This is a genomic window from Amycolatopsis sp. NPDC052450, assembly GCF_044547565.1.
Classification (GTDB): Bacteria; Actinomycetota; Actinomycetes; order Mycobacteriales; family Pseudonocardiaceae; genus Amycolatopsis.
In genome coordinates, this window is record NZ_JBIUAQ010000014.1 from 85,156 (window position 1) to 107,589 (window position 22,434).

At 64.2% G+C, this 22,434-nt stretch carries 17 protein-coding genes; 12 read left to right on the forward strand and 5 right to left on the reverse strand.

Annotation, left to right across the window (positions count from 1 at the left end; translation table 11 throughout):
• The first annotated feature begins 70 nt into the window (after positions 1–70).
• A complete protein-coding gene (locus ACIHAO_RS23545) occupies positions 71–745 on the forward strand; it encodes a hypothetical protein (RefSeq protein WP_396561092.1) in 675 nt (224 codons plus the stop codon).
• On the opposite strand, the gene ACIHAO_RS23550 is transcribed toward ACIHAO_RS23545, so the two are convergent.
• Both ACIHAO_RS23550 and ACIHAO_RS23555 read right to left on the reverse strand, forming a co-directional pair.
• Positions 699–1,856, reverse strand: a complete 1,158-nt coding sequence (locus ACIHAO_RS23550; RefSeq protein ID WP_396561094.1) for a hypothetical protein — start codon at positions 1,854–1,856, stop codon at positions 699–701. The two genes, ACIHAO_RS23545 and ACIHAO_RS23550, sit on opposite strands and share 47 nt — an antisense overlap.
• Positions 1,849–2,961 (reverse strand): ImmA/IrrE family metallo-endopeptidase, encoded by a 1,113-nt coding sequence (locus ACIHAO_RS23555; RefSeq protein WP_396561096.1) that lies wholly within the window; start codon positions 2,959–2,961, stop codon positions 1,849–1,851. Before ACIHAO_RS23555 ends, ACIHAO_RS23550 begins: the two co-directional genes overlap by 8 nt.
• 185 nt (positions 2,962–3,146) lie before the next feature.
• Between ACIHAO_RS23555 and ACIHAO_RS23560 the strand changes: the two genes are divergently transcribed.
• Both ACIHAO_RS23560 and ACIHAO_RS23565 read left to right on the forward strand, forming a co-directional pair.
• Positions 3,147–3,272, forward strand: a complete 126-nt coding sequence (locus tag ACIHAO_RS23560) for a hypothetical protein (RefSeq protein WP_396561098.1) — start codon at positions 3,147–3,149, stop codon at positions 3,270–3,272.
• Between the two features lie 525 nt (positions 3,273–3,797).
• Positions 3,798–3,950, forward strand: a complete 153-nt coding sequence (locus tag ACIHAO_RS23565) for a hypothetical protein (protein ID WP_396561100.1) — start codon at positions 3,798–3,800, stop codon at positions 3,948–3,950.
• Between the two features lie 82 nt (positions 3,951–4,032).
• Here ACIHAO_RS23565 and ACIHAO_RS23570 read toward each other — a convergent pair whose 3' ends face one another.
• Entirely contained in the window at positions 4,033–5,544 is a 1,512-nt protein-coding gene (locus tag ACIHAO_RS23570; RefSeq protein ID WP_396561102.1) for a toll/interleukin-1 receptor domain-containing protein, read from the reverse strand.
• Positions 5,545–6,525: 981 nt separating this feature from the next.
• Between ACIHAO_RS23570 and ACIHAO_RS23575 the strand changes: the two genes are divergently transcribed.
• From ACIHAO_RS23575 to ACIHAO_RS23605, 7 genes are all read left to right on the forward strand, one after another.
• Positions 6,526–8,508 carry an ankyrin repeat domain-containing protein gene (locus tag ACIHAO_RS23575; protein WP_396561104.1) on the forward strand — a complete coding sequence of 661 codons (1,983 nt, stop codon included), beginning with the start codon at positions 6,526–6,528 and terminating at the stop codon, positions 8,506–8,508.
• 543 nt (positions 8,509–9,051) lie between these two features.
• A complete protein-coding gene (locus ACIHAO_RS23580) occupies positions 9,052–9,609 on the forward strand; it encodes a hypothetical protein (protein WP_396561106.1) in 558 nt (185 codons plus the stop codon).
• A 161-nt stretch (positions 9,610–9,770) separates the two neighbouring features.
• Positions 9,771–10,334: a TIR domain-containing protein gene (locus tag ACIHAO_RS23585; protein WP_396561108.1), complete on the forward strand. Its 564-nt coding sequence runs from the start codon at positions 9,771–9,773 to the stop codon at positions 10,332–10,334.
• Between the two features lie 7 nt (positions 10,335–10,341).
• Positions 10,342–12,687: a KGGVGR-motif variant AAA ATPase gene (locus ACIHAO_RS23590; protein WP_396561110.1), complete on the forward strand. Its 2,346-nt coding sequence runs from the start codon at positions 10,342–10,344 to the stop codon at positions 12,685–12,687.
• 3 nt (positions 12,688–12,690) lie between these two features.
• A complete protein-coding gene (locus ACIHAO_RS23595; protein ID WP_396561112.1) occupies positions 12,691–13,761 on the forward strand; it encodes a hypothetical protein in 1,071 nt (356 codons plus the stop codon).
• A gap of 682 nt (positions 13,762–14,443) precedes the next feature.
• Entirely contained in the window at positions 14,444–15,457 is a 1,014-nt protein-coding gene (locus ACIHAO_RS23600) for a hypothetical protein (protein WP_396561114.1), read from the forward strand.
• A 1,403-nt stretch (positions 15,458–16,860) separates the two neighbouring features.
• Entirely contained in the window at positions 16,861–18,102 is a 1,242-nt protein-coding gene (locus tag ACIHAO_RS23605) for an MFS transporter (protein ID WP_396561267.1), read from the forward strand.
• On the opposite strand, the gene ACIHAO_RS23610 is transcribed toward ACIHAO_RS23605, so the two are convergent.
• A complete protein-coding gene (locus tag ACIHAO_RS23610) occupies positions 18,061–19,020 on the reverse strand; it encodes a helix-turn-helix transcriptional regulator (RefSeq protein WP_396561116.1) in 960 nt (319 codons plus the stop codon). The two genes, ACIHAO_RS23605 and ACIHAO_RS23610, sit on opposite strands and share 42 nt — an antisense overlap.
• 326 nt (positions 19,021–19,346) lie before the next feature.
• Between ACIHAO_RS23610 and ACIHAO_RS23615 the strand changes: the two genes are divergently transcribed.
• On the forward strand, positions 19,347–19,811 hold the full coding sequence (locus tag ACIHAO_RS23615) for a nucleoside deaminase (protein ID WP_396561118.1): 465 nt from the start codon (positions 19,347–19,349) through the stop codon (positions 19,809–19,811).
• Here the strand turns inward: ACIHAO_RS23615 and ACIHAO_RS23620 are convergent.
• Positions 19,808–21,067, reverse strand: a complete 1,260-nt coding sequence (locus tag ACIHAO_RS23620) for a GGDEF domain-containing protein (RefSeq protein WP_396561120.1) — start codon at positions 21,065–21,067, stop codon at positions 19,808–19,810. The genes ACIHAO_RS23615 and ACIHAO_RS23620 overlap by 4 nt on opposite strands.
• A gap of 230 nt (positions 21,068–21,297) precedes the next feature.
• Here ACIHAO_RS23620 and ACIHAO_RS23625 point away from each other — a divergent pair, with 230 nt between their 5' ends.
• Positions 21,298–22,248 carry a chitinase gene (locus ACIHAO_RS23625; RefSeq protein ID WP_396561122.1) on the forward strand — a complete coding sequence of 317 codons (951 nt, stop codon included), beginning with the start codon at positions 21,298–21,300 and terminating at the stop codon, positions 22,246–22,248.
• Positions 22,249–22,434: the final 186 nt, after the last annotated feature.

Consider the following 22,434-nt stretch of genomic DNA (forward strand, 5'->3'; position numbering starts at 1 on the left):
CGCTTCGCCGATCGGGCCGTGATGGGGTACACCAGCCGGAGGAGTCGACGTGGAGGAGAGGCGTACCGCCATGCACAACGCCGTGATCGAGCCCGACGCACCAGGTTGGGTCGACAAAGGCGTCCAGTCGGTACTGCTGACAGGCCGCGACTTACCCGTACGCCTCTACTACAGGGTGGATGACGCCGAGGACTCGCGGCGCCATGCCGCCGGGATCCGAAGCATCACGGATCTGGCGATTCTGGACGCGCTGCTCACCCTGCCGGAGGGCTTGGACGTTCCGATGACCTCGCTCGCCGGCCGCGAGCAACGCATCCTCAGCAGGCTGCCGCCAGTCGGTGTTCTGACACAGCACGAGGGCCGGATCACCCGGATAGCTCGAGCACCCTTGCAGGTCGTTCGAGCCGAGGTCGCCGTGAGCCGAAGCTGGCTGGCAGCTTTTCGCAGAGTCCGCGAATTCAGTCAGTACGCCGAACGCGTGCTGTTGTCCGCGTCGCCTCTCGACGCGGACGCCTTGCTGGAGGCGTCCTATTCAGGCGTCGGCGTGGCCGTCGGCTCGGATTCCGGCTGGGACTGGCAGCTTGAGCCTGCCAAATTCGTTGTCCAGGAACATTCAGCGGCACGCTGGTCCTTTGCCGAGTCCATCTATGAGCTGCACCTGAGCAGGTCACAGCCGCGGCCAGCGACAGGCAAGAGCGCTACGCCGGCAGTGCTGCCCACCGACGGAGCCCCTCAGGTGCCGTGAACGCACGATCGTTGTCGACCTGACGATTGAAGACAGCGTGGTGATCGACCGCGGCCTGGCAGGCTGTCTTCCAAGCAAGGGCGCGGGCGTCGCGTGCGGGCACCTCGGCGAGGAGCACGTTCATCAGGCCGCCCCACACCGCAACGTTGTGAGACTGGGCTTCCACTTTGTCTATCTCGGCGTCGATGAGGCGCACGAGTCGACGTCCCTTGCACACTGCGCAGAAGCAGGACGGCCCCGGACGGTTCGCGAACTTCTTCGCCAGGTTCGGCGTCTGCATGAAACTCAGAAGTTCCGGAATCAGGACGCTGGGCGGCTGCTTCCCCGGCGGCCCCGAGGTCTGCGCTACTTCATCAGGCGGGATGAGGTGGCGTCGTGACGAGGTCAGGCCGATCGATCCAGCGAACGCACCGTGGCAAAGCCCGTCGATCGCGGACAGGTCAGTGTGACCGCGCATGACATGCGGCACCTCGCGCTCGACACGGCGCAGGTTCTCCACCGCGGCCTTGAACTTGTTCAACGGGTCGTACTGGCCGCCGAACATCAGCGCGATCGGCATGTTCGCCAACTTCAAAATCTCGATGAACTGGTCGACGAACGCCGGCTTGAGCCAGGCGAGAGCCACGGCGACTACCAGCACGGTGTCGTCGCGGTCGAGCTCCGCTGCACCGCGCACGAGCGCGAGCAGCGCGGGCTTGTCACCCACCCTGACGTAACGCGAAGGAGTCGTGGCGACTGACGCGCCCCGGTCCAGCTGATCCTGCACCACCGAGTTCAGCGAGGCACCCAGCGTGTCCGGTAACTTGAAAGGCTCTCGCGCAGTGGCGAACTCGCGCCGGTAGTGCTCGGAATCAGACACCAGGATCAGGTCGTCGAAACCGTCTTCACGATAGGTCGCGATCTTCCTGTCCGCATCGCTCCCGCACACCCAGACGCCGCCCCAGTCCGCGTTGACGGCGGGGAGGACCTCCCGGAGTTGACGTGTTCCGGCGGCAGTGAGAAGCCGGTCCGTCAACACACCCACACGTCCTGGCGGGCGAAGAGCCTCGCGACTACGGACCGCCGCAGCCACCTCGCCTGGTGCGAAATCGCCCATTTCGTTGTCAGTCACGCTCTACCCCCTCGTGGTGGCAGTCGTCTCGGACGAGCTGGTCCTCCAGCCCGGCAGATTGGAACACCTCGTGAAACTCCGCCGCCGTAAGTAGCGTGCGAGCTGCAAGGTCGTCCACGCCAGCCCCCTGTTGAGTGATCCACGCACGAAACGCTCGAGACGGAAGACCGGGCTTTTCTGGTTTCAACGGTCCAGGCTCATCAGTGCGGTACCCCAAGCTCGACAGTTCGACATTCAAGCTCCGGTAGCGCCAATCAGAGATCACGGCCAGATCGTGGGCTCGGCGAACCAACGCGGCCATCGACACCTTCCACCGCTGCTTGAGCTGCCCCAACTGCTCGATGTTCAGTCCCGAACTCATTTCATCGAGGATCTGCGAGGCCGGCATGAGAAACTCGGCAGCGAACTCGTCAGCCTGCTGTTCCTGCTCGGGAACGGGGTGAGGGTGGCAGATCATGTGCCCCAACTCGTGCGCCAGCGTGAAGCGCTGACGATCGGTCGGAGTGGCGGCGTTGAGCAAGAAGACGGGCGCCTCTCCCTCCGGCCACTGACTCACCGCATCCCACGCACGCGACGGTGTTTCCCGAGGCACCACCACACCGCCCGCGGCTTCGAGCAACGCGACCACGGACTCAACTGGCCCATCCGGGACACCCCAACGGCGGCGCACCTCGGCCGCAGCGTCTCGCGCGGTATCCACTGCCGATAGGGGAAATCTGAAGTACGCGTTTGCGGGCTGGACCCCAGTACTGACGAGAAGTCGCCGCATCTGGATCCGCGCCAGATTCAGGTAGGCATGGACCCGGCGGACAGCGGGAGCCGACAACGACTGGCGTTTGCGATGGTGGATGCACGCTGTACCGAACCCGTAGACGTCCCCAGGCAGCACCAGCAGCTCTTCCGGATACCCCAGCACGTCCGCGAATAGAGCCAGCCGCTCCCCAGTGACCGCAACCGCTCCAGATTCAGCCTTGGATACGTAACCCTGAGTAACTGGCGGAGAGCCGTCGGTCCGCACCGTCATGAGTCCCGCCAGCTTCGACTGTGTGAGCTCGCGAGAATCGCGAGCCAACACCAACATCGACGGGTTCAAGAGCTGATCCATGCGGCCTCCGTTCAACCCGCAGGATACACCACATCAAAACTCTCAAATTATTCCAAGGCGCACCGCGTCGGATCGGAACACACGGCAGACAGCTGAGCGCCAGCGGCACACACACGTAGCAGCCGCCCGCTCAGCCCGCACAGCTTGACCAGCGCCCGCGAGCGACCTGCACCCATTCATAGAGTTTGCTGAAAACACTCGACGGAGATCGGCCGCTGGCACTGCTCGCGGTGACGAAGGTCTTCCTGTTGAGCCCGCTCCAGAAGTTCGACGTCAAGCCCTCCCGAGCTCTTGATGGTCCGGTGAACTAGACGGCACTCCCTGTTACCCCTCCCCCCGACGACACTCGGTTCACCAGACTTGACGCCTTGTCCAGCAACCGTGCCGCGACTGGACGAACAGCAAGTTCATGCAACAGGACTAGATGGACTCCCGCGCCCGACAGGAGGGAGCGGATCAGTTTTCGGCCGTGCGCGGGATGAGTCCCAGCTGGTCGCTGCCCACGGCACCGATCTGGGCGCTACGAATCGATCTTCCGCTCAGGCTGACGAAATCATCGTCAAGGTGGAGGAGCTGTTCACCTTCATCACTACCTGCTGTCGGCGATTCCGGACCGGGGCACCATGGATTGAATCGGTCGCGATGTTGCGTCACCAGGGTCGGTCAAGTAACCGTCCCATCGCGGGAGGGGTTGTGGCGGCTGCGGAAACGGCCGGAGACTCGAAGCCATGAAAGTACCGATCCGCCGACCCTCATTGCGCAGTGGTCGCTGCGGTCGCGAGCCCGGAAGCCGACAGCACCACCGGAGGAAAGCAGGCGGCCGACAGCTAACCTTCATGGGCGCCATCGCACGGCGCAGCGACAAGCTGTACCGCTGCGGCGTGCTCCTGATCCACGAGCGGTGGGCGCTGACCGCGCAGTACTGCCCCACAAGCGAATCACTAGGCGAGCCGCCACTGCCGACCAGGCCGCCGACGACGATCTCCTAACCGCCCCGCGCGGCCACCGCGCGCACCAGCCTACGGAACTGACCCAATTCCAGCACCGTGAACAGGGCAGATCGCGCGACACTCACCAGCGAGCACGGGCCATCTGTTGGAACTGTGCGGCGTAATCGTTCGCCGCAGTCTTAGCCCTATCGAGATCACCGCCAAACAGTCCAGCCTTCAGCGGAGGCCACGAGGCCCCTCTGGACTCGATTTCGGTGGAGACGGCGTCGACAGGTCCCGGCCCATACTTTCCGCGCCACGTCGAACGACCGAACCATCGGGATCGCCCAGCCCATGTTCGCTGCGGGTTAGCAGCAGCACGAACGTTGTCGATGTCCTGGGAAATGATTCCGAGTATCACTTCGGCGTGATCAAAGCCTTCATCATATGCCGTGTCGTCCACAAATTGGTCAGAGAAATAAGGGCGAAGAATCGTGTGCAACCACTCTGCGACAGGCGTATGGTACGTACCCTTCTGTTTCTGCATGAAAACACTGAGAGCCGTTCGTGGATCCTCGCCGAATTGAGCTAGCCGAGCAATGACGTTTGGCAGCAACTGGCTGTGATCATCGAAGGGCCTCCAAGGGGCCTCCGCCTGCACCAGGGGCTCGCGACCTTCTCCGTACCGCTGCGGCACGGAGACATCTACAAGCAGTGTTTTCAGGTTGTCCCACCGCCCCTGCCCGGTGGCCGCGAGGGCGACAGTGAATGTGGCGATCAGCGCGGGCACGTGCCTCAGATTAAGCAAGGCAGTGAGGCCGCCTTGCGGCTTTGCGGCCTCGCCAGCTACGGCACGCAACCCAGACGCCCATGGATTCAAGGTCTCTTCGTCGCCCCAGCGGGCGGCAACCTGGAGCGAGGCGACGAAAGGCTGTGCCAGCTGCCAGTACGATGTGGCTATCTCGGCGCAGCGCACCAACTTGTCCTCATTACTACCGCTCGCAAGCTGACTCGGGAACTGTTCTTCATTCCTCATGGCTGCCAGGAGGCGTTGCGTCTCCTGTGAGATGAGATCGTCCAACTCGATACGTTTCCGTAGATCAGGAATCATTTCCTTGGTCAAGCGGCGCATTGTAGCCGGGCGATTGACAGCGTCCGCCTCGGCGAGTGACGCCTGCACCGTCGCCGAGTCTGGGCCGGTAGCGCCCATGATCTTGCTGATGGCGCTCGTCAAAGCGATTATGTTGACCAGGTACTGATCGCCGAAGAGATCGATATAGTTGAGATCCCTCAAAGTACGACCGGCACCGAGATTCCACTCCGGGATGTCACCGTCGTCGAAGCGGACCGGGATCAACCATGTCGTTCCGGGCGGGTATAGGCGAAACTCTTCAGCCGCCAGGGTGAGTTCCTCGTTCATGTACGACTTCGACTTGGCCCGAGACTGCTCGGAGAAGCAGGCTAAGAAGACCAGTGATCCAGCTCGTATGGCCTCGCGTACTCTTTCTTGCCACTGTTCTCCAGGGGCCAGCGACGTCCGATCGCGCCAGTACGGAATCTGCGCCGCCTCGAGCGCCTGGCACAGCTTGTCGACCTGCTCCGCGTCCTCGCGTACATAGGAAACGAAGACATGCTTGGCCTCGCCGGTCGTCATGTGATTGAGCATACTTTGGGGTTCCGGCGGACCTGCACCGACTGCGGCTTGTCAGTCCTACCAGTACAACACCACTGCGACTCAGGTAAGTCACCGTCCCAAGAGCTCACCTGCTCTCCATCGCACCCACGACCCGTCCTCCGGGGGACGCGCCTCCCTGCACGTCGCCATAGTCAGCTGGACCTGGCACTGCCGTACCGGGTCAGGACGGGCGCCAGTCGCAGCGCAACGCAAGTATCGGTGACCCCGACCAACACCCTGCCCCCTCACGCCGGTGCGTCGTAGGACGCGCCCCTGCAGAAATCCCGGAATATCACACCCACGACGAATCTGATCACACCTAGTGACAGAGTTATGCGCGACATGACTCAGGAGGAGACCAGGGTGCACCGTTCAGACCATGAAACGTCGGAATTGGCCAATATCATACGGAAAGCCAACCTTCTCAGTGAGGATTGCACGAACTGTGCCTCGCGGGTGGTCTCACCTCGGCCTGAGTCTGTTGCAGGCTGGGTGTGCGCGGATTGCGGTCAACCTTTGACACTCTCGACTGAAAGGGCCGACGCTGAGACTGCGGTTCTGGCGCTGTTTGGGAAAGAGGATCTCGGCAGCGACAACCCTGTGGACGCACTGTTCCGGCGAGGTGTGACCGTGCGGTTCCTCCATTCATTCACGTCGCGATTCGCGTGCTGGGACTGGCCGACCTGGCGGGTTGTCCATGACCTGGTACGGCCTGCGACCGCTTCGACCCGGAGCCGGTACTTTGATGTCGTCGAGGGAAGCCATCCTGAGGAGTGCGGGCCGCCGGAGGTTTTCGTCTCTCACACGTGGGCCGCCCGGTGGGGCACGGTGGTGGGTGCGGCTTCCTACGGTTCGCAGGACGGGAACCGGCGAGTGTGGCTGGACGTCTTCGCCGTCCGCCAGTGGCCGCACGGGGCTGCCGACTTGAACTTTCGCGCAGTAGTCGAGAGATGTCGGGCTGTGCTCCTAGCGATCGATCACGAAGTCGTCGAGGAGTCTAATCTCAACGACCTCAAAGAGCTGACCACCCGGCACGATGTCACCATTCACTCGGTCATGGCTGAATCCGTCCGGTATAAGCTGCCGCTCGCCCGTTCCTGGTGCCTAGCCGAGATCGTGGCCGCCCATACCCACGGGCGCCCGGTCGTCGCCCTGGTCGGGCAGTCGATCACGGACCGTTCCGACGCCACCAGGCGGTATCTCAAATCGCCGCGCCGCAACAACGAGGGGACGTGGCATCCGGAGCGGCAGTTCGCCATAACGAATTTCGGGCTTGTGGAGTTACTTTCCGAACTCATTAATGTGGAGCAAGCGGAGACAACCCTGGCAGAGGACAAGCGCCGGATCGATACCGACATCGAGACATCCATCGGCTACGACAGGTTCAACGCCTCCGTCCGCGCGATGCTGATCGGCGCAAGTCTCGATGTGCCGGAGGCCGAAGTCGTGCTTCCGCTTCTGTGCGACGATGACGACCAACAGCTGCGCCAGCGCGCCTCACAAGTGGCAGGCATCGACCATGCACGCCTGCTGGGCACTCTCATCGGCCTCGGCGCAGCCTCGGCGGTGTCGACCTTGGTCGATGAATACGGATACGACCTCGAGGACCAGCGCATGCCGGCGCTCTGGGTAGCAAGTAGCCGAGGGCAGCTCCCCATCGTCCGGATCCTCGTGGACGGCTACCGCGTATCGGTGGAAGGGCGAGCCGGCAACCAAATGACGCCGCTCGCCGCGGCGGCCGCCGCGGGCAACCTCGACGTCGTCGAGTTCCTCCTGACGAAAGGGGCACTGATCGACACGCGAGCACGTCTCAAGCGCACACCGCTGATCAATGCCGCGATATGGGGGCACACACGAATTGTGTCCGTCCTCGGCCAGGCCGGCGCCGACCCTGACCTTCTCGACGACGAGGGCTATTCGGCTCTGGCTCATGCCGTGTTCGGCAGACACATATCGGCAGTGCGCGCACTTATTCTGGACTGTGGAGCGAACGTAAATCTGACGGCGGGCCCGGCAGGCTTTTCAGCGTTGCACTGGGCGGTACGGCACGGCCTCGCCGACGTCGCCAATGTCCTCATCACCGGCGGCGCGGATGTCGATGTCCGCGCTGAGGACGGAACCGCGCCGTTAATCACAGCGGTGTTGAACGGTTACACGGCTGCGGCCGTGCTGTTGATACGCAATGGCGCGCAGGTCGAGGCAACCAACGAATCCGGATTCGGGATACTAGCAGCGGCGGTCAACTATGGGGACCCGTCGCAGTGCGACGTCCTGGCCGAGGCGATCCCCGCAGTCAAGTACGGCGTCTTGAAGAACCAGAGGTTTCGGGGAAAGTACAGTGCCGTCGACATGGCCATCCTCGCCTCGGACCCGGCGATGGTGACGGCGCTTGTCGAAGCATTCGCCTGGGACCTGTCAGCGTGGCCGAGCGGAGGACTGCCTCCGGTCTTCCTCGCTGTCATGGCCGCGGCGGGCGAGACCGCGGAAAGCCTGGCCACGCTGTCAGAGGTCCTCGCCTGTGGTGCCGACCCGACCGCACGTGATGGCGCCGGCGCCTCAGTCCTCTATGTCTGCCCTTCCTCTCGTGTGCTGGCCTTTCTCACCGATGAACCGGTCACGCAGGCCAGCTTGGCCGCCATCGTGAACGACCGGATAGCCGACGGAAGATCCGCGCTCCATGTCGCAGCCTCGAAGAACCTCGCCGAAATCGTCCACGCGCTCATCGACGATCTCGGCGCGGATCCCAATTTACCCGGACCGTCAGGCGCCACTCCGCTGACCTTGGCTGTCCGACATGACGCCACCGCCGCAGTGTCGACGCTGGTCGAACTTGGCGCCGATCCGCGTATCCCAGCGCCCGACGGGACGACTCTCCTGCAGGTGGCCGAAAAATACGCCGGAGAGGAAATGATCCTCCTGGTCAACCGGCTGTCGGAACACTGACTCCGCATCAGATGAACATTGCCCCTTGCTCACAGCCGGCGACCCACCGGAAAAGCTGGTTCCTGGGCACCGTGACGTCAAACTGAACCGAACCCATTCGACGTCGATCGACGCGGTTCTGCGAAGTTTCGTCCAAGCCGCAGCACGCAGACCGAATGAGATGGACTCCTTGGCAGGGGCGCAGTCCCCGTCGCCGAGTTCGTCGTCGGCGTTGTGGAACGTCACCCAGGCTTCACGGCGAGGCTTTGGCAGGCCGACTTCATCGGCGGCAGGGCTCGAGCAAGAGTTCTCGCTCCTTCGCGAGCATTCGCGCGAGTGCCGCGGCGCTCAGATGCATGGTTCGGGTGGCGTCGTCCGCTTCGCGGTGATCACCAGGGCCTGCAGGTAGCATTCCGATGTAGCCAAGTAGACGCAGGCCCGGCGGACGCCCTAGCGGTTCGCCCTGATCACGTGCTGGTTCGGAAACAGCGCTTCGGAGGGACCAACGACCAGCGGCGACCAGCCGGTGGCGCGGCCGGGCCACCGGCTATCTACAGTACTCGTGTGGCCTTCCCCTTTTCCCGTTATTTCGGCGCGCAGTCCATCCTGGTCGAGGACGTCCGGTCGAAGCTGTGGACCGAGAATGTCAACGAAAGTTCCTTCGCCGGCGAGAGCGCCGCTTACCAGGTGGCAGTTCTCGAGCAATACAAGATCTACGTCGAGATGGCGGACCGGATCAGCGCGCGCCGCGCGCTGGCCAACGCCTTCTTCTTGAGCCTCAACACCGCGACACTGACCGCGGGCGCCGCGCTGTGGCGGTCGTCCGTGCTGAACACCTGGATGCTTGTCCTACCGCTCGGGCTACTGCTGACACAGACTGCTGCCTGGTTCTGGCTGGTGAGATCGTACCGGCAACTCAACACCGCCAAGTACATCGTGATCGGCATGTTGGAGGAGAAACTGCCCGCCTCCCCGTACTGGCGAGCAGAGTGGAAGGCGCTCGGAGAAGGCAAGGACAAAGCGCGCTACTGGCCGTTGACTCATTTAGAGCAGTGGCTCCCTGTAACTTTGGCCGTACTCTATGTATTCGGATTTGTGATCGCCGTCGTGACCTCTCGCTGAATTCTGACCGCCGCTCTGGCTGGACAGACGTTGGCCACATCGAGTGCCAACGCGGTCGTGTACTTAGCTCAATCCGCGACACCGACCGCTTCCTCTCGGTAAGGTCGGTGGTCGGACAGCGATGTTCGGGCAGATTCTCTCTTCGATGGGCTGGAGTGGGCGTGGGCTACGAGTTCGACGTGTACCTGAGCTACTCCAGGCGGGGGAACGTCCCCGTTTGGCTGTTCAACCATTTGCTCCCAAACCTGAGGGATGCTCTGGCCGATGAGATGCCGTCCGCTCCCGATATTTTCGTCGACCAGAACATGGCTGCGGGAATGGATTGGCCAGCGAGTTTGGAGCGCGCGCTGCTCCGATCACGGCTGATGGTGGCCGTGCTGTCACCCCGGTACTTCGTCTCGGAGTGGTGCCTGGCCGAATGGATGACGATGTCCAGCCGAGAACGCGAGGGCACGGCCACGGAAGTGCTGATCATCCCTGTCGTGTACTCCGGCGATATCAACTTTCCAGACTATGCGCGAAGCAGGCGGTGGTTCGACTTCAAAGCGTGGAACATACCGCACGAACTCTTCAGGAGCACACGCGAATACGGTGATTTTCACCGCGCGGTACGCCAGCTGGCCGCAGACATCGCCGAGCGGGTAAAGACCGTACCTGAGTGGGATGCTACTTGGGAGGCCGCGCGACCGGGCACAGCCTTTCCGAGCAAGCTGCCGAGGTTTTGAGGCCGCGATGTTCGTGACTTTCTACTCATATAAGGGCGGGGTTGGCCGGACGTTCTGTCTCGCCAACGTCGCGGTGCAGCTGTCCGCGTGGGGCTACCGGGTGCTGTGCGTCGACTGGGATCTGTATTCGCCAGGCCTGCACTCCTACTTCGCCCCATGGCTATCCGAGCTGCCCGCACTTGGGCTCTTGGAGACCATCAGCGCCGACACCACGGACCCAATCGAGTGGCAGAAGGCCGTGGCGCAAGTAGAAATTCCAGAAGTTGGCGAGCTCGGAATCCTCCCGGCCGGCCACATGAACCAGGACTATGTGACGCGCCTGCGCACGATCTCCTGGCGCCGCCTCTTCGAGCAGTACGACCTCGGCTGGCGCCTGGAGACGCTCCGTGACGAGATGAACCTCGACTACGACTTCGTACTTGTCGACAGCCACGCCGGCGTCACCGAGATCGGTGACATCTGCACCGCGCAGCTACCGGACGTCCTCATGCTGTGTCTGAATCCGAACCGACAGAACCTCGACGGCGCGCTCGACGTTCTCCGCCACACCATGGCAGTTCGTGACGAATCGCGGTATGACAAGAGCCGATTACTTGTCGTACCGGCGATATCACGTCTCGACGCCCGCGGCGACCAAGCGCCTATGGCCGAATGGCAAAGACGCATCGCGGAGAGATACGCCGATCAGTACCGTGCGTGGATACCGAAGAATGTAGCGCCGCTCGACGTAGTCGACGCCACCACCGTGCCCCATCTGCAGGAGTGGAGCTTCGGTGAGGCGATTGTCGAGTGCGAGCCCCTGACGAATATCGCCGCTTTACTCGCGCACGAACTGGCTGAAGCGGATCTTCTGGTGTCCAACAAGGACGGCTATGTCGCAGCCGCCCGAGAACGCGGCCGTCAGCCGCGGCGCCGGACGCTCTCACATAGCGTCTTCGTCCTAGGTACCTCGGGTACTGCTGATGACCTTCGTCGCAGGCTTGTCACGTTCGGACTGCAGGTCGCACACCCCGAGGCTTTGTCGACCGCCCGACACTTCGTTGTGGTGTTGGATGAGGGCACGCCGACAGAGAGCCTACGAGCCGTGGCCGAGAAGGTGCGAGCCACCCCAGACACTCCGCGTCTGTTGTTCGCGATCACGCGGGAGCAGTCTCATGTCGACGAGCCGTTCAACACCTGGCACACGTTTCTGAATACCGACAAGGACATCGACGGGGGAATCGCTCGGACGATCGCCAGTGCGGTCGCAGACGCGATCAAGGACGGCGAAAACGGGCGGGGGCTAGCCGGACAGATGCTCGCACGGATTGGTGAGGAACTGCTCGGGCTCGGCCGGGTCACTGAAGCCGCTGACTACGCAAACAGCGCCAGCAGACTGGCGAACCGGTGGCTCGTGGAGCTGGCGTCTTTGACCGGCCAGGTCGCCTATCACGCGGACGACCTTGAAGAAGCCGAGCGTCTCTTGCACGAAGTCGTTCTGCGGGCATCCCGGTCGCCACAAGCCCAGCATGCCCATCTAACCCTCGGACGCATCGGCATGAGGCGTGGCGCGGTCAGCGACGCCTGCACGCACTTCGACCAAGTGCTCATCCTCGCCGAGGACCGAACGCTACGCCTCGCGGCACTGCGCGCCAAGGCGGATGCCGCAGACATCACCGGTCGACACCACGACGCTCTGCACTGCCTGACAGAGGCGGCGGCTCTCTCCGCGGGAACAGAGGACGCACCCATCCTCGCGTTGGCGCTCGGCCAGATGCACGCTGACCGAGCTAACCTCGCCGACGCCGAACCATGGCTCCGCGAAGCGGTGGATTCCGCCCAGCTCGGGCGGGACGACCACTTCACGGCACTACGGCGGCTCGGCCACGTCGCAGACCAACGAGGGAATGTCGAGGTGGCCGCAGCGCATCTGGACGCCGCGCTCGCCTATGCGGTCGACCACCTCCTCGACGCACACCAGGTAGTGGACGCGGTGGCTGATCATCTCGACGTACTCCGCAGACTCGGCCGCACCGGTGACATGGAGTTCGCGCTACGACGAGCCCATGCCGCATTGGCCGCCAGAGGCAGAGGTGCGGAAAAGGCACGGTTGCTCAGTGTCGAGGCGGACCTGCGAGTACGCGACAACCAGTTCGAACGCGCGAAGGCCGCGTACACCGAGGCACGCACGCTCTACCAGCTGTGTGAGGACCGCTCCGGCGAGGTGCGCGCGTTGATCGGGCTAGCCCGCGTAGAGAAATCGCACGGCACCGCGGGCGACGGACTGCAGGAGGCGCGACGGCTTGTGGCTGGGCTGCGTGGGCCCGAGGCGGACTGGGCCCGGCAGCAGATCGACGATCTCAGAGGATGGTAAGCCGTGCTCGACATTATGCTGTGTGGGGCATCCGACATCGACCAGGTGCGGCGAGAGTTTGATGACGTGGTCAGGGCGTTTGGGGCACAGCCGTGGCATTACATGTCGGGTCAGATTTCCCACGACAACTCACTCACATCGAGCTGGGTGAACAACTCTCGCGCCACCGTACTCAACGTGGACGTCTGTGTGTTCGTCGTCGTGGAACGGGTCGGCGATATCACTTGGCAGACCGAATTCCGCGAGGCATTGAGTGCTGGTAAGGCCATTCGAATCTTCTGCCGTGAGGACACCTACCGCGAATACCTCACGCTGCGAAGACTCGTGTCGGATCCGAACGCCATCAGTCCCGAGAGGCGAAAGCTCGTCGACATGATCGGCGAGCTCGAGTTTGACCGGCGCCACACGATCGTGCCCTACCAGCCCGGGTTCTTTCGCGACGTGCTGAGAATGCAGCTAGCGATGTTGTTCTCCGACGCCCTGCATGCCATGGAGAAACGCGCTCAGCACTCGGCCGTCGAATCGCTCCTGAACGAGCCGGGCAGGTTGCGCTCCGCAGAGCTAGCCTCTGTCGCCGAGATCGCCACCGACGAGTTCATGAACAAGACAGTACGCAAACGAGCGATCCTGGCCCTAGCTGCGCGGCAGGCCGCCGACGACGACCTGGTACGGCAGCTGACGCTGAGTCCTGAGCAAGGTGTGCAGCGCATCTGCATCGAAAACATCGCTCGGTTGTACCGGACACGACCCGCTGAAGCCGAAATGTTCGACCATCTCGTCTCCGTCGCGAACCAGTCCGGCGACACCGGGCTTGCGAGAAGGCTCATCCCCGCGCTGCTGGGCATCGACTTCCCACTCGCGGTAGGCGCGCTGACCTCGCTTGAGCTAGCCGATGTCGGTGCACGACGCCGCCTGGCGCAGGAACTTGAGACCCGCGAGCAGCAGATAGACGAACGACGGGTTCAACTGGACGTGGTGAGTTTGTTGCGTCGGTGCCTAGACACCCGACAAGAGGGCGACTGGAGGGCAGCTTGCCGCGCATTCGCAGACCGGTTAACCGATCAGTCGCAGTAGATTCTATCAGAATGCGACAGGGCGATATTCGTTGAGTTGATGCCTACGAGCAGGAAGCCAGCAGTCACCACGGCTGACGAAAATCAGCTCACCAACAACGGAATCAGTTGAACCCCTACGCGTAGTCTTTGACCGCAGCCTTGGCACGTACACGTTCGGCGCCGAAAGAGCGGGAAGATCTCTTCAGTGACCCTTCAACGGCCGAGGCGTTTGTGACGCCACCGCCCATCTTGTGAGTACCGAAACGCTTTCACGTCATGCTACCTCCAGATATTTGCAGATGAGTCCTCCAAGTCCGATTGCACCGATCCGGCGTCACGCATCCGGACGGAACCAACCAAGGCTTAAGCGGTTGTTGGTCCAACTAGCGATGGAGCCGATGCTGGATGAAGTGATCGACATACTCGGCCAGCACCTGCTCCAGGTGACGCCGGTCGAACTACGCGTCGCTGGTGAAGGCTGCGAGGAGGAGTAGCCAGGCAACCTTCGGAGTGCGAGCACTAGACCGCCGCCCGTCGCGTGATCGACGCGGTTCGCCAGACGGCACCGGAGTGGCCAACCTGCGTGGTCGAGCTGTCCCGGTACCGACGTTCCACCCGGGGTGCCGCTGATGGACAACCCAGTGGCACCTCACACAGTCCGTTTCCACGGCTCTGACGACGGCCTCCCTTAGGCTATGGAAATGACATTCGGCGATTCACTCGAATCGGCAGGTAAGGGGCCTCGTTCTGTCCCGAAGCCGAAACGGCTTGCGCACCTCCGCGTCGATCCTCGCGGCTACCCGATCATTGCCGCGATCGGCCAGGCACCCGAGGACATCGACTTCGGCGCGCTGTCGGAGCCCCGAAAGCTTGCACTAGCCACCTTCGACCTCTGTGCAGTGTGCGCGCTCCCGTTCGGCGAGGAGCTGCGATGGCAGGTTTCGTTCGCCGAAGCAGCGGCGACGGCGAAGACGCTCGTCTCAAACGAGGCGCCAGTCCACGAAGTCTGCGCCCTGTACGCGGCCCAGGTCTGCCCGTTCGTCTCATCGCCGTATGCCCGGCACGGCGACGAAATCCGCAAAGGCTTGAAGCGTCCTGAGGTCACTTTCTTGACCGGGTTCCGCCGGACAGCACGGGTCTTCGGCAGACGCTCAGGGCTTCAGACATCCGAATCCGTCCTGCATTTCGAGACCACTGACGTCGAACAACGGCTGAAGTTGTCGAGCTCGGCCGAAGCGATCGAGGCATATCAGCGAGTGCTCCAGACTGAACCTGAGGTCACGACCGACGACGCCGAGCGAGAGCTCGCAGCGCGCCTCACCGGGCTAACGATCAAAGAAGGTGAGGATTCCGGCAGTGTGATGGCGGGCGCCGCATGGTTCGCCGGCGGTGCGTTCTGTCCGGGTGTCGGCAACGTGCAGGGTATGCGCCGCTTCACCGACGACCCGATGTATACAGCTCTCGCACGACGAGTACTGCTCGAACCCGGATTCGCAAACCAGTTCGAGGAGACCGAGGACCTCTACACTCGCGCTGCGCTCAAGTGGCTCAACAGCCGAGACTACCTGCCCGAGATCCTGGCCAGCTGGCGCAACACCGCGCTGAACCGGATGCGGCACAACCGGCCGCCACCTGGCAACAGCGGCGGCGGAACCGACCCTAAGAAGTCCAAGCGCAAGCTTCAAGGCGCGGCTCGGCGGAAGAACCGCCGGTGACATCGAACCGGCTGGCCGATGCGGACGGGGCGGACTCATGCAGATCGATTGAGTTCTCGGTCATCGCTCCCGCTGTTCGGTGTCCCACCGAGCACGAATTCGTGTGCCATTAGCAGGCGGGAGCGTTCAGCCCCGGGCCGACGAGCCGCATCAGGCTCTCCGCCAAGATCGTACGTTGGTGCTCCTCGCGATGACAGCTGTCCATCTCAATGGCTTTCGCCGCGAGAGCGTCATCGATCTTCGACAAGGTTGACCGCTTCGTTGGTTGAGGGGACGGGTCGATCAGCTGAGGCCGCGTATCCGAGCGAGCTTTGAGCACCGCCTGCGCGCACGGGCTCCTCAGCAGACGGCACCGCGGAAGCGAGCACCTGGAGTAGTCCTGGGCCGACTACTGGACCAGCCGATCAGCGACAACGGCCCGACCGCGTCGAACAATACCTTGCCCACCTCGCCGACAATGGGCGGCCCGGCTACGTTCAACGCCAACGTAACCGCACTCGCACCGACCAACAGCCTCCGCACCGACCGGACAACCTCCGGAGCGGCCCTGTGCCGACAGACGCCGGAGCGCGACGACCGTCAGTTCAACCGCAGGCGCGGGTCAAGGGTGCAACCTACACCGGGACACCGAGCCGAAGAGCGAGAGCGAACACCTTCCCGGCACCGAAGGGGAACGTAGGCCCGACCACGACTCGCACCATCGTGCTCACTGCCGGCACCACCGGATCACGCCGGTTCCCGCACTCGCCACGCCGACCACCCACGAGGTCATGGAGCAGTGCCGAACCAGGTAATGGACCGGCGACCCCACCGAGCGATGGTCACCATGACCAGTCCGTCAGACCAGTCAACCCGCCAAGCCGTCTCGTCGCCGGGTTTGCTTCGTCGGGTATCGCAGCGACTACAGGGATTTCAGCCTTCTTGCGCAATGATGACGAAGACCCGCCAATGTGCCTCAACACCGGAGCTCGACAGGCGCCAGTCCAGAATTACGGACCTCGTCTGAGTCAACACCACGACACTCGACGCGTTTGCACTTGCACCCGCAACTCGCGCACGAGACGTCACTCAGGACGCGCACCCTGCAGTCCGCAGGAGAACAAACAAGCTGCACTCAGCTCATTACGGCAGCGTGGCCACACCACTGGAAGATCGTCACAATCTGTGACATTGAAAGCTGCCTGGGCAGCACTCCCGAGCGGATTCAGAACGTCTGGACACAGCGGCTACTGTCCACTACCCGACGAGCGCACGGCGCGAAACAGTAAATTTCTCTCCAGAAGCGCCGATCACGGCCTGGACGGCCTGGAGACGGCCTGAGGCATGCCCAGAACCCTAAAACCCCTGGTCACAGCCTTTTCGTATAAAGGTACGACTATTTCGTCTTCGGGATCGCCGCCGCCCTGGTCTTCGGGAAGACCTTCTTCCCCACCACCAACCCGGCGGCCGGCGTCCTCGCCTCGTTCGCGACGTTCGCGGTCGGCTTCCTCGCCCGGCCGCTGGGCGGGATCATCGCGGGCAGCCTTGGCGACAAGCGCGGCCGGAAACCCGTACTGGTGCTGGCGATCGCGTTGATGGGCGCGGCGACCACGCTGATCGGCCTGCTGCCGACCTACGACACCATCGGCATCGCCGCGCCGATCCTCCTGGTGGTGCTGCGGCTCGTGCAGGGGGTGGCCGTCGGCGCCCAGTGGGGTGGCGCGATGCTGCTCGCCACCGAGTACGCGCCGCCCGGCAAACGCGGTCTCTACGGCAGTCTCGTCCAGCTCGGCGTCCCGATCGGGGTGGTGCTGGCGAATACGGTGTTCCTGATCGCCGCGCAGGTCGCGCCGCCGTCGGACTTCCTCACCTGGGCTTGGCGGATCCCGTTCCTGGTCGGCATCCTGGTGCTCGGGCTGGCCTGGTACATGCACGTCAAGATCGACGAAACGCCGGAATACCGCCGTGCGGAAGCGAAACTCGCCGCCGAGGAACGCGGCCGCGCCAAGTCGCCGCTGCGTGACGTCCTGCGCGACCACAAGGGCACGGTGCTGCTGGCAGGCGGTTCGTTCATGGTCAACACCGCCACCTTCTACATCCTGCTCAACGGTGTCCTCGACTACGCCACCCGCCATCTGGGGATGTCGCGGACCACCGTGCTCGTCGCGACGCTGCTGATCAGCACCCTGCAGCTGGCGATCATCCCGCTTTCGGCGAAACTGTCCGACCGGATCGGCAGGCTGAAGATCTACACCTTCGGCGCGGCGGGGGTCGCGCTCTGGGCGATCCCGATGTTCCTGCTGATCGACACGGCCTCATTGCCGCTGTTCGTGGTCGCCTCGTTCGTCGGGTCGCTGTTCCTCGGCATCATGTACGGCCCGCAGGCGGCGTTGTTCGCCGAACTGTTCACCGCGGAGATGCGCTACACCGGCGCCTCGCTCGGCTACCAGATCAGCGCGGTCGTCGGCGGCGGGCTCGCGCCGTTCATCATGGTGCTGCTGCTCGAATCCACCGGGACCTCGATGTCGGTTTCGCTCTACATCATCGTGCTGGCGCTGATCTCGCTCGGCTCGATCGGCCTGCTGGCCAAACGCGCCAAGCGAGCCGGACAGTCCACTTCGGACTCACACGACCGCGCGCGCGAAACGGTCGGCGACCAGCCTTAGCTTTTCCTTGACCTCGTCGGGCGCCTCTTCCACGACGAAGTCGACGTCCCAATGGGCGAGGTAGTACGGCATCACGGAAAGGTCGTTGGAGCCGACCCGGACCCGGCAGGTGTGCTCGTCGATGGCCTCGATCGCGCCGACGGTCGGTGCCACGTATTCGGCGAGCGCGTCCGCCGGGGCGTTCACCCGCAGCACCATCTGATGCGGATACGGCGACGACGAGATCCCGCGGGAAACGTAGGCCGCGAGGTCCTCGGCGGGCGGTTCCCTCGGCGTGAACCGGAAACTGGTGTCCGGGACGCCGTCGATGCGGTCGACGCGGAAGGTCCGCCAGTCGTCACGGTCGAGGTCGAACGCGACCAGATACCACCGGCGCCCGGTGTGCACCAGGCGGAGGGGCTCGATGCGGCGCTCGCTGACGTCACCGTTGTGGCTGCGGTATCCGAATCGGAGCTGCTGATGGTCGCGGCACGCGGACGCGATCACCGTCAGCGCCGCCGCGTCGATGACCGGGACGACACCGCCGAGCGGGATCATCGCGGTGTTCAGCGCGGTCACCCGGTGGCGGAGCCGGGCGGGCAGCACCTGCTCCAGTTTCGCGAGCGCGCGCACCGACGTCTCCTCGATGCCCGAAACCGTCCCGTTCGCGGCCGTGCGGAGCCCGACGGCGACCGCGACGGCCTCGTCGTCGTCCAGGAGCAGCGGCGGCAGCGCGGCCCCCGCGCCGAGCCGGTAGCCGCCCGCGACACCGGGGGTGGCGTGCACCGGGTAGCCCAGTTCCCGCAGCCGCTCGACGTCGCGCCGGACCGTGCGGACGTCCACCTGCAGGCGGTCGGCCAGATCGGCGCCCGGCCAGTCGCGCCGCGCCTGCAGCAGGGAGAGCAGCCTCAGCAGCCGTGCCGACGTGCCCGTGGTCATCGGTTCGCTCGCTTCATGGGAGAAGTGTGGCAGACATCGAGGACAGTTCCGGTCCGCATTGGGCTCGGGGTTGGTAAAGCAAAGGTGTCGGGGTGGCCGTGTCGCGAAAGCCACTTTCGGGACCTCAGGCGTCGCGAAAGTGGCTTTCGCGACGCATCCCGACCATGGGTTTCAGCGACCGCACCGGCGTAGCGAAGACCCCTCTTCGCTACCACACCCCTGCCCCCGACGTTGCGAAAGCCACTTTCGCAACGCTGAACGTTGCCAAAGTGGCTTTCGCAACCGCCCACCCTTTGCCTTACCCCTGGACACCCACGAGCCGTAAGGTGAACCTCGTGATCGATCCCGCGCATCTGCTCTCCGTCGCCCGTGAAGAGGCCGAACTCGGCAAGGCCGAGGGCGGGGTCCCGATCGGCGCCGCGCTTTTCGACACCGCCGGTGTCCTGCTCGGCCGCGGCCACAACCGCCGGGTCCAGGACGGCGACCCGTCGATGCACGCCGAGACCTCCGCGTTCCGGAACGCGGGCAGGCGGCCGCACTACCGGGACACGATCATGGTCACCACCCTCTCCCCCTGCTGGTACTGCAGCGGGCTGGTGCGCCAGTTCGGCATCGGCCGCGTGATCATCGGCGAGGCGGCGACGTTCGAGGGCGGGCACGGCTGGCTCGAGGAGAACGGCGTCGAGATCACCCTGCTCGACGACCCGGCGTGCACCGCGCTGATGACCGAGTTCATCCGCGATCACCCGGAGTTGTGGTTCGAGGACATCGGCGTCCCGGCCGAAGGTTAGGTTTCGGTCTCGAAGACGACGGTCCGGTTGCGTCCGGCCCCCTTCGCGGCGCGCAGTGCCTGATCCGCCGCGCCGACGAGCCGGTCGAGTGTCTCGCCGGCGGCCGGTTGTGAAGACACCCCGATCGAGACGGTCGCCCCGGCGAACGTCCCACCCAGTGAGACGAACGTCGAGGAGATCCGCAGCCGGATGCGTTCGGCGATCGCGTGCGCGTCGAACCGGCTCGTACCGGGCAGCAGGACGACGAACTCCTCGCCGCCGAACCGGCCGACGAGGTCCGCCGCCCGCACCTCCGCGCGCAAAGTGTCCGCCACGGCACGGAGAACGTCGTCCCCGACCTGTCTGCCGTGCCGGTCGTTGAGGCGGGCGAAGTGGTCGAGATCGAGCATCAGCAGCGAAAGATCGGCGCCACGGCCGCGAAGCAACTCGAACTGGGTGCGGGCACCGTCCAACCAGGACGACGCGGTGAGCAGTCCGGTGCCGGAGTCCGTCCCCGCGTGGCCGCGCAGGGCACGCATCGTCCCCGCTCGGTGAAGTACCACGAGTGCGCCCGCGAGTACCACGGTGACGAACGGCCAGTCCGCCGCCGACCACGCGAGCAGCAAGCCGAACGCGACCATCGCCGCGTCGAAGGCGAATCCCGAAGGCTCCGCCCCGAATTCGGCCGCCGGCGCGGCCAAGGCGGCGTCGACGGACAGGAACACCAGGCCGGTCGCGAAAACCAGCGCGAAACTTTCGAAATCCCTTGCCGCGTCGAGGAATGGCGGCGCACCCAGCAAGACCGGGATGATCGACGCACCGAGCGCCGAAAGCATGGTGGCGGAAGCCGCGAACACCTGGCGATGCGGGATACCGCGCCGGATCCGGCACCAGCGGTATGCCGCCGAGACGACGACGAGTACCGCGGCCAGCGCGGGTGGCAGCAGCAACGCGCCCGCGAAGATCCAGGCCGCGTCCAGTCCGGCACCGAGCCGGGTGTCGGCGCGGGATCGCTCGACGGGACGCGAAAGCTCCGAACTGAGGATCATTCCCGCCAGCAGAGCGGAAAACGGGAGCAAGGACGAAGGTGCGGGCGGCCGTAACACGAAGAGGTACGCGGTGGCGGCGAAAGCGGCGGCGTCGACGAGGAGCAGGTATCCGATCAGGCCACGCCTGGGTATTTCCCACAGGCTCCAGGACCCCAGTATCCGCCGCGGCGCGGCGAGCCGGTCTCTTCGGCCGCGGCTTCCGGTCGCCATCAGGGAGTCCCCCACCATTTCGGCAAACTAGCCGGTAATCGCGGTGGTGTCGATCCGCTTTCCGGGTCAAGACCCCCCTACTAAGGTCGGTCGTTTCCACCGGGAATTCCGGTGAATTCTTGACAGTCCTCATTGGTCCAGTCCACTGTGAGTGAGCACACAGTTACCTCCCGGTTGATCCGCCGCGTCAAGACGGAGGTGCTCCACACCTGCGCGCCCTCGCCGCGCGCGTACCAGTTGGAGGACCGATGAAATCCCTACGACGCTGGGCGACCTTGGCCACCACCGTCGGCGCCGCTCTCGCCACGGCCGCCGGCCTCGCCCCTGCCGCCTCGGCGGCCCCGGACGCGGTGCTCGCCTCGCCCTATCTGTACCAATGGTCGGGACAGACGGACCCGATCGCCGCGATGAACGCCACCGGGGTCAAGGCGTTCACCCTCGCGTTCATCCTCTCCGACGGCGGCTGCAACCCGAAATGGGACGGCAGCCGTTCACTCACCGGCGCCGACGCCACGATGATCGCCAACATCCGCGCGAAGGGCGGCGACGTCATCCCGTCGTTCGGCGGCTGGTCCGGCACGAAACTCGGCCCCAAATGCGGCAACCCCGCGGCACTCGCCGACGCCTACCAGAAGGTCATCGACGCCTACAAACTCAAGGCGATCGACCTCGACGTCGAAAACACCGACGAGTTCGAGAACTACACGGTCCAGGACCGGATCCTGAACGCCGTCAAGATCACGAAGCAGAAGAACCCCGGCCTGCGGGTGGTCATCACCATCCCGACCGAGGTCGGCGGCCCCAACGCGCACGGGAAGCGGCTGATCAACCAGTCGAAGGCGCTCGGCGCGGGCGTCGACGCGTGGTCGGTCATGCCGTTCGACTTCTCCAGCGGCGGTGACATGGCAGGCAAGACCCGCAGTGCCGTGGACGGATTGAAGAACGTCGTGAAATCCACCTTCGGCCTGAGCGACGACGCGGCCTACCGGCGCAGCGGCCTTTCGTCGATGAACGGGAAGACCGACGTGGCGGGTGAAACCGTCAGCGTCGCCGACTTCCGGGCCATCCGCGACTACGCGGCGAGCAAACATCTCGCCCGGTTGTCGTTCTGGGCGGTGAACCGCGACTGCAACAACTGCGCGGGAATCACGCAGGGCAAGTACGACTACACCAAGATCGTGGCGGGTTACACCGGCTGACTTCCGTTCCCCACCGGTGTCAGTCCGTGAAGGCCTCCTTCGCCACTCTCAAGATGGCTAGGTGCGCGGTTCTCGGTGGGGGTGGGGGGGGGGGGGGGGGTGGTGTGGTTTTTTGTTATATAAAAAAAAAAAAGAAAAACAAAAACAACAAACACAACCCCACACCCCCACAAAAACAAACACCAG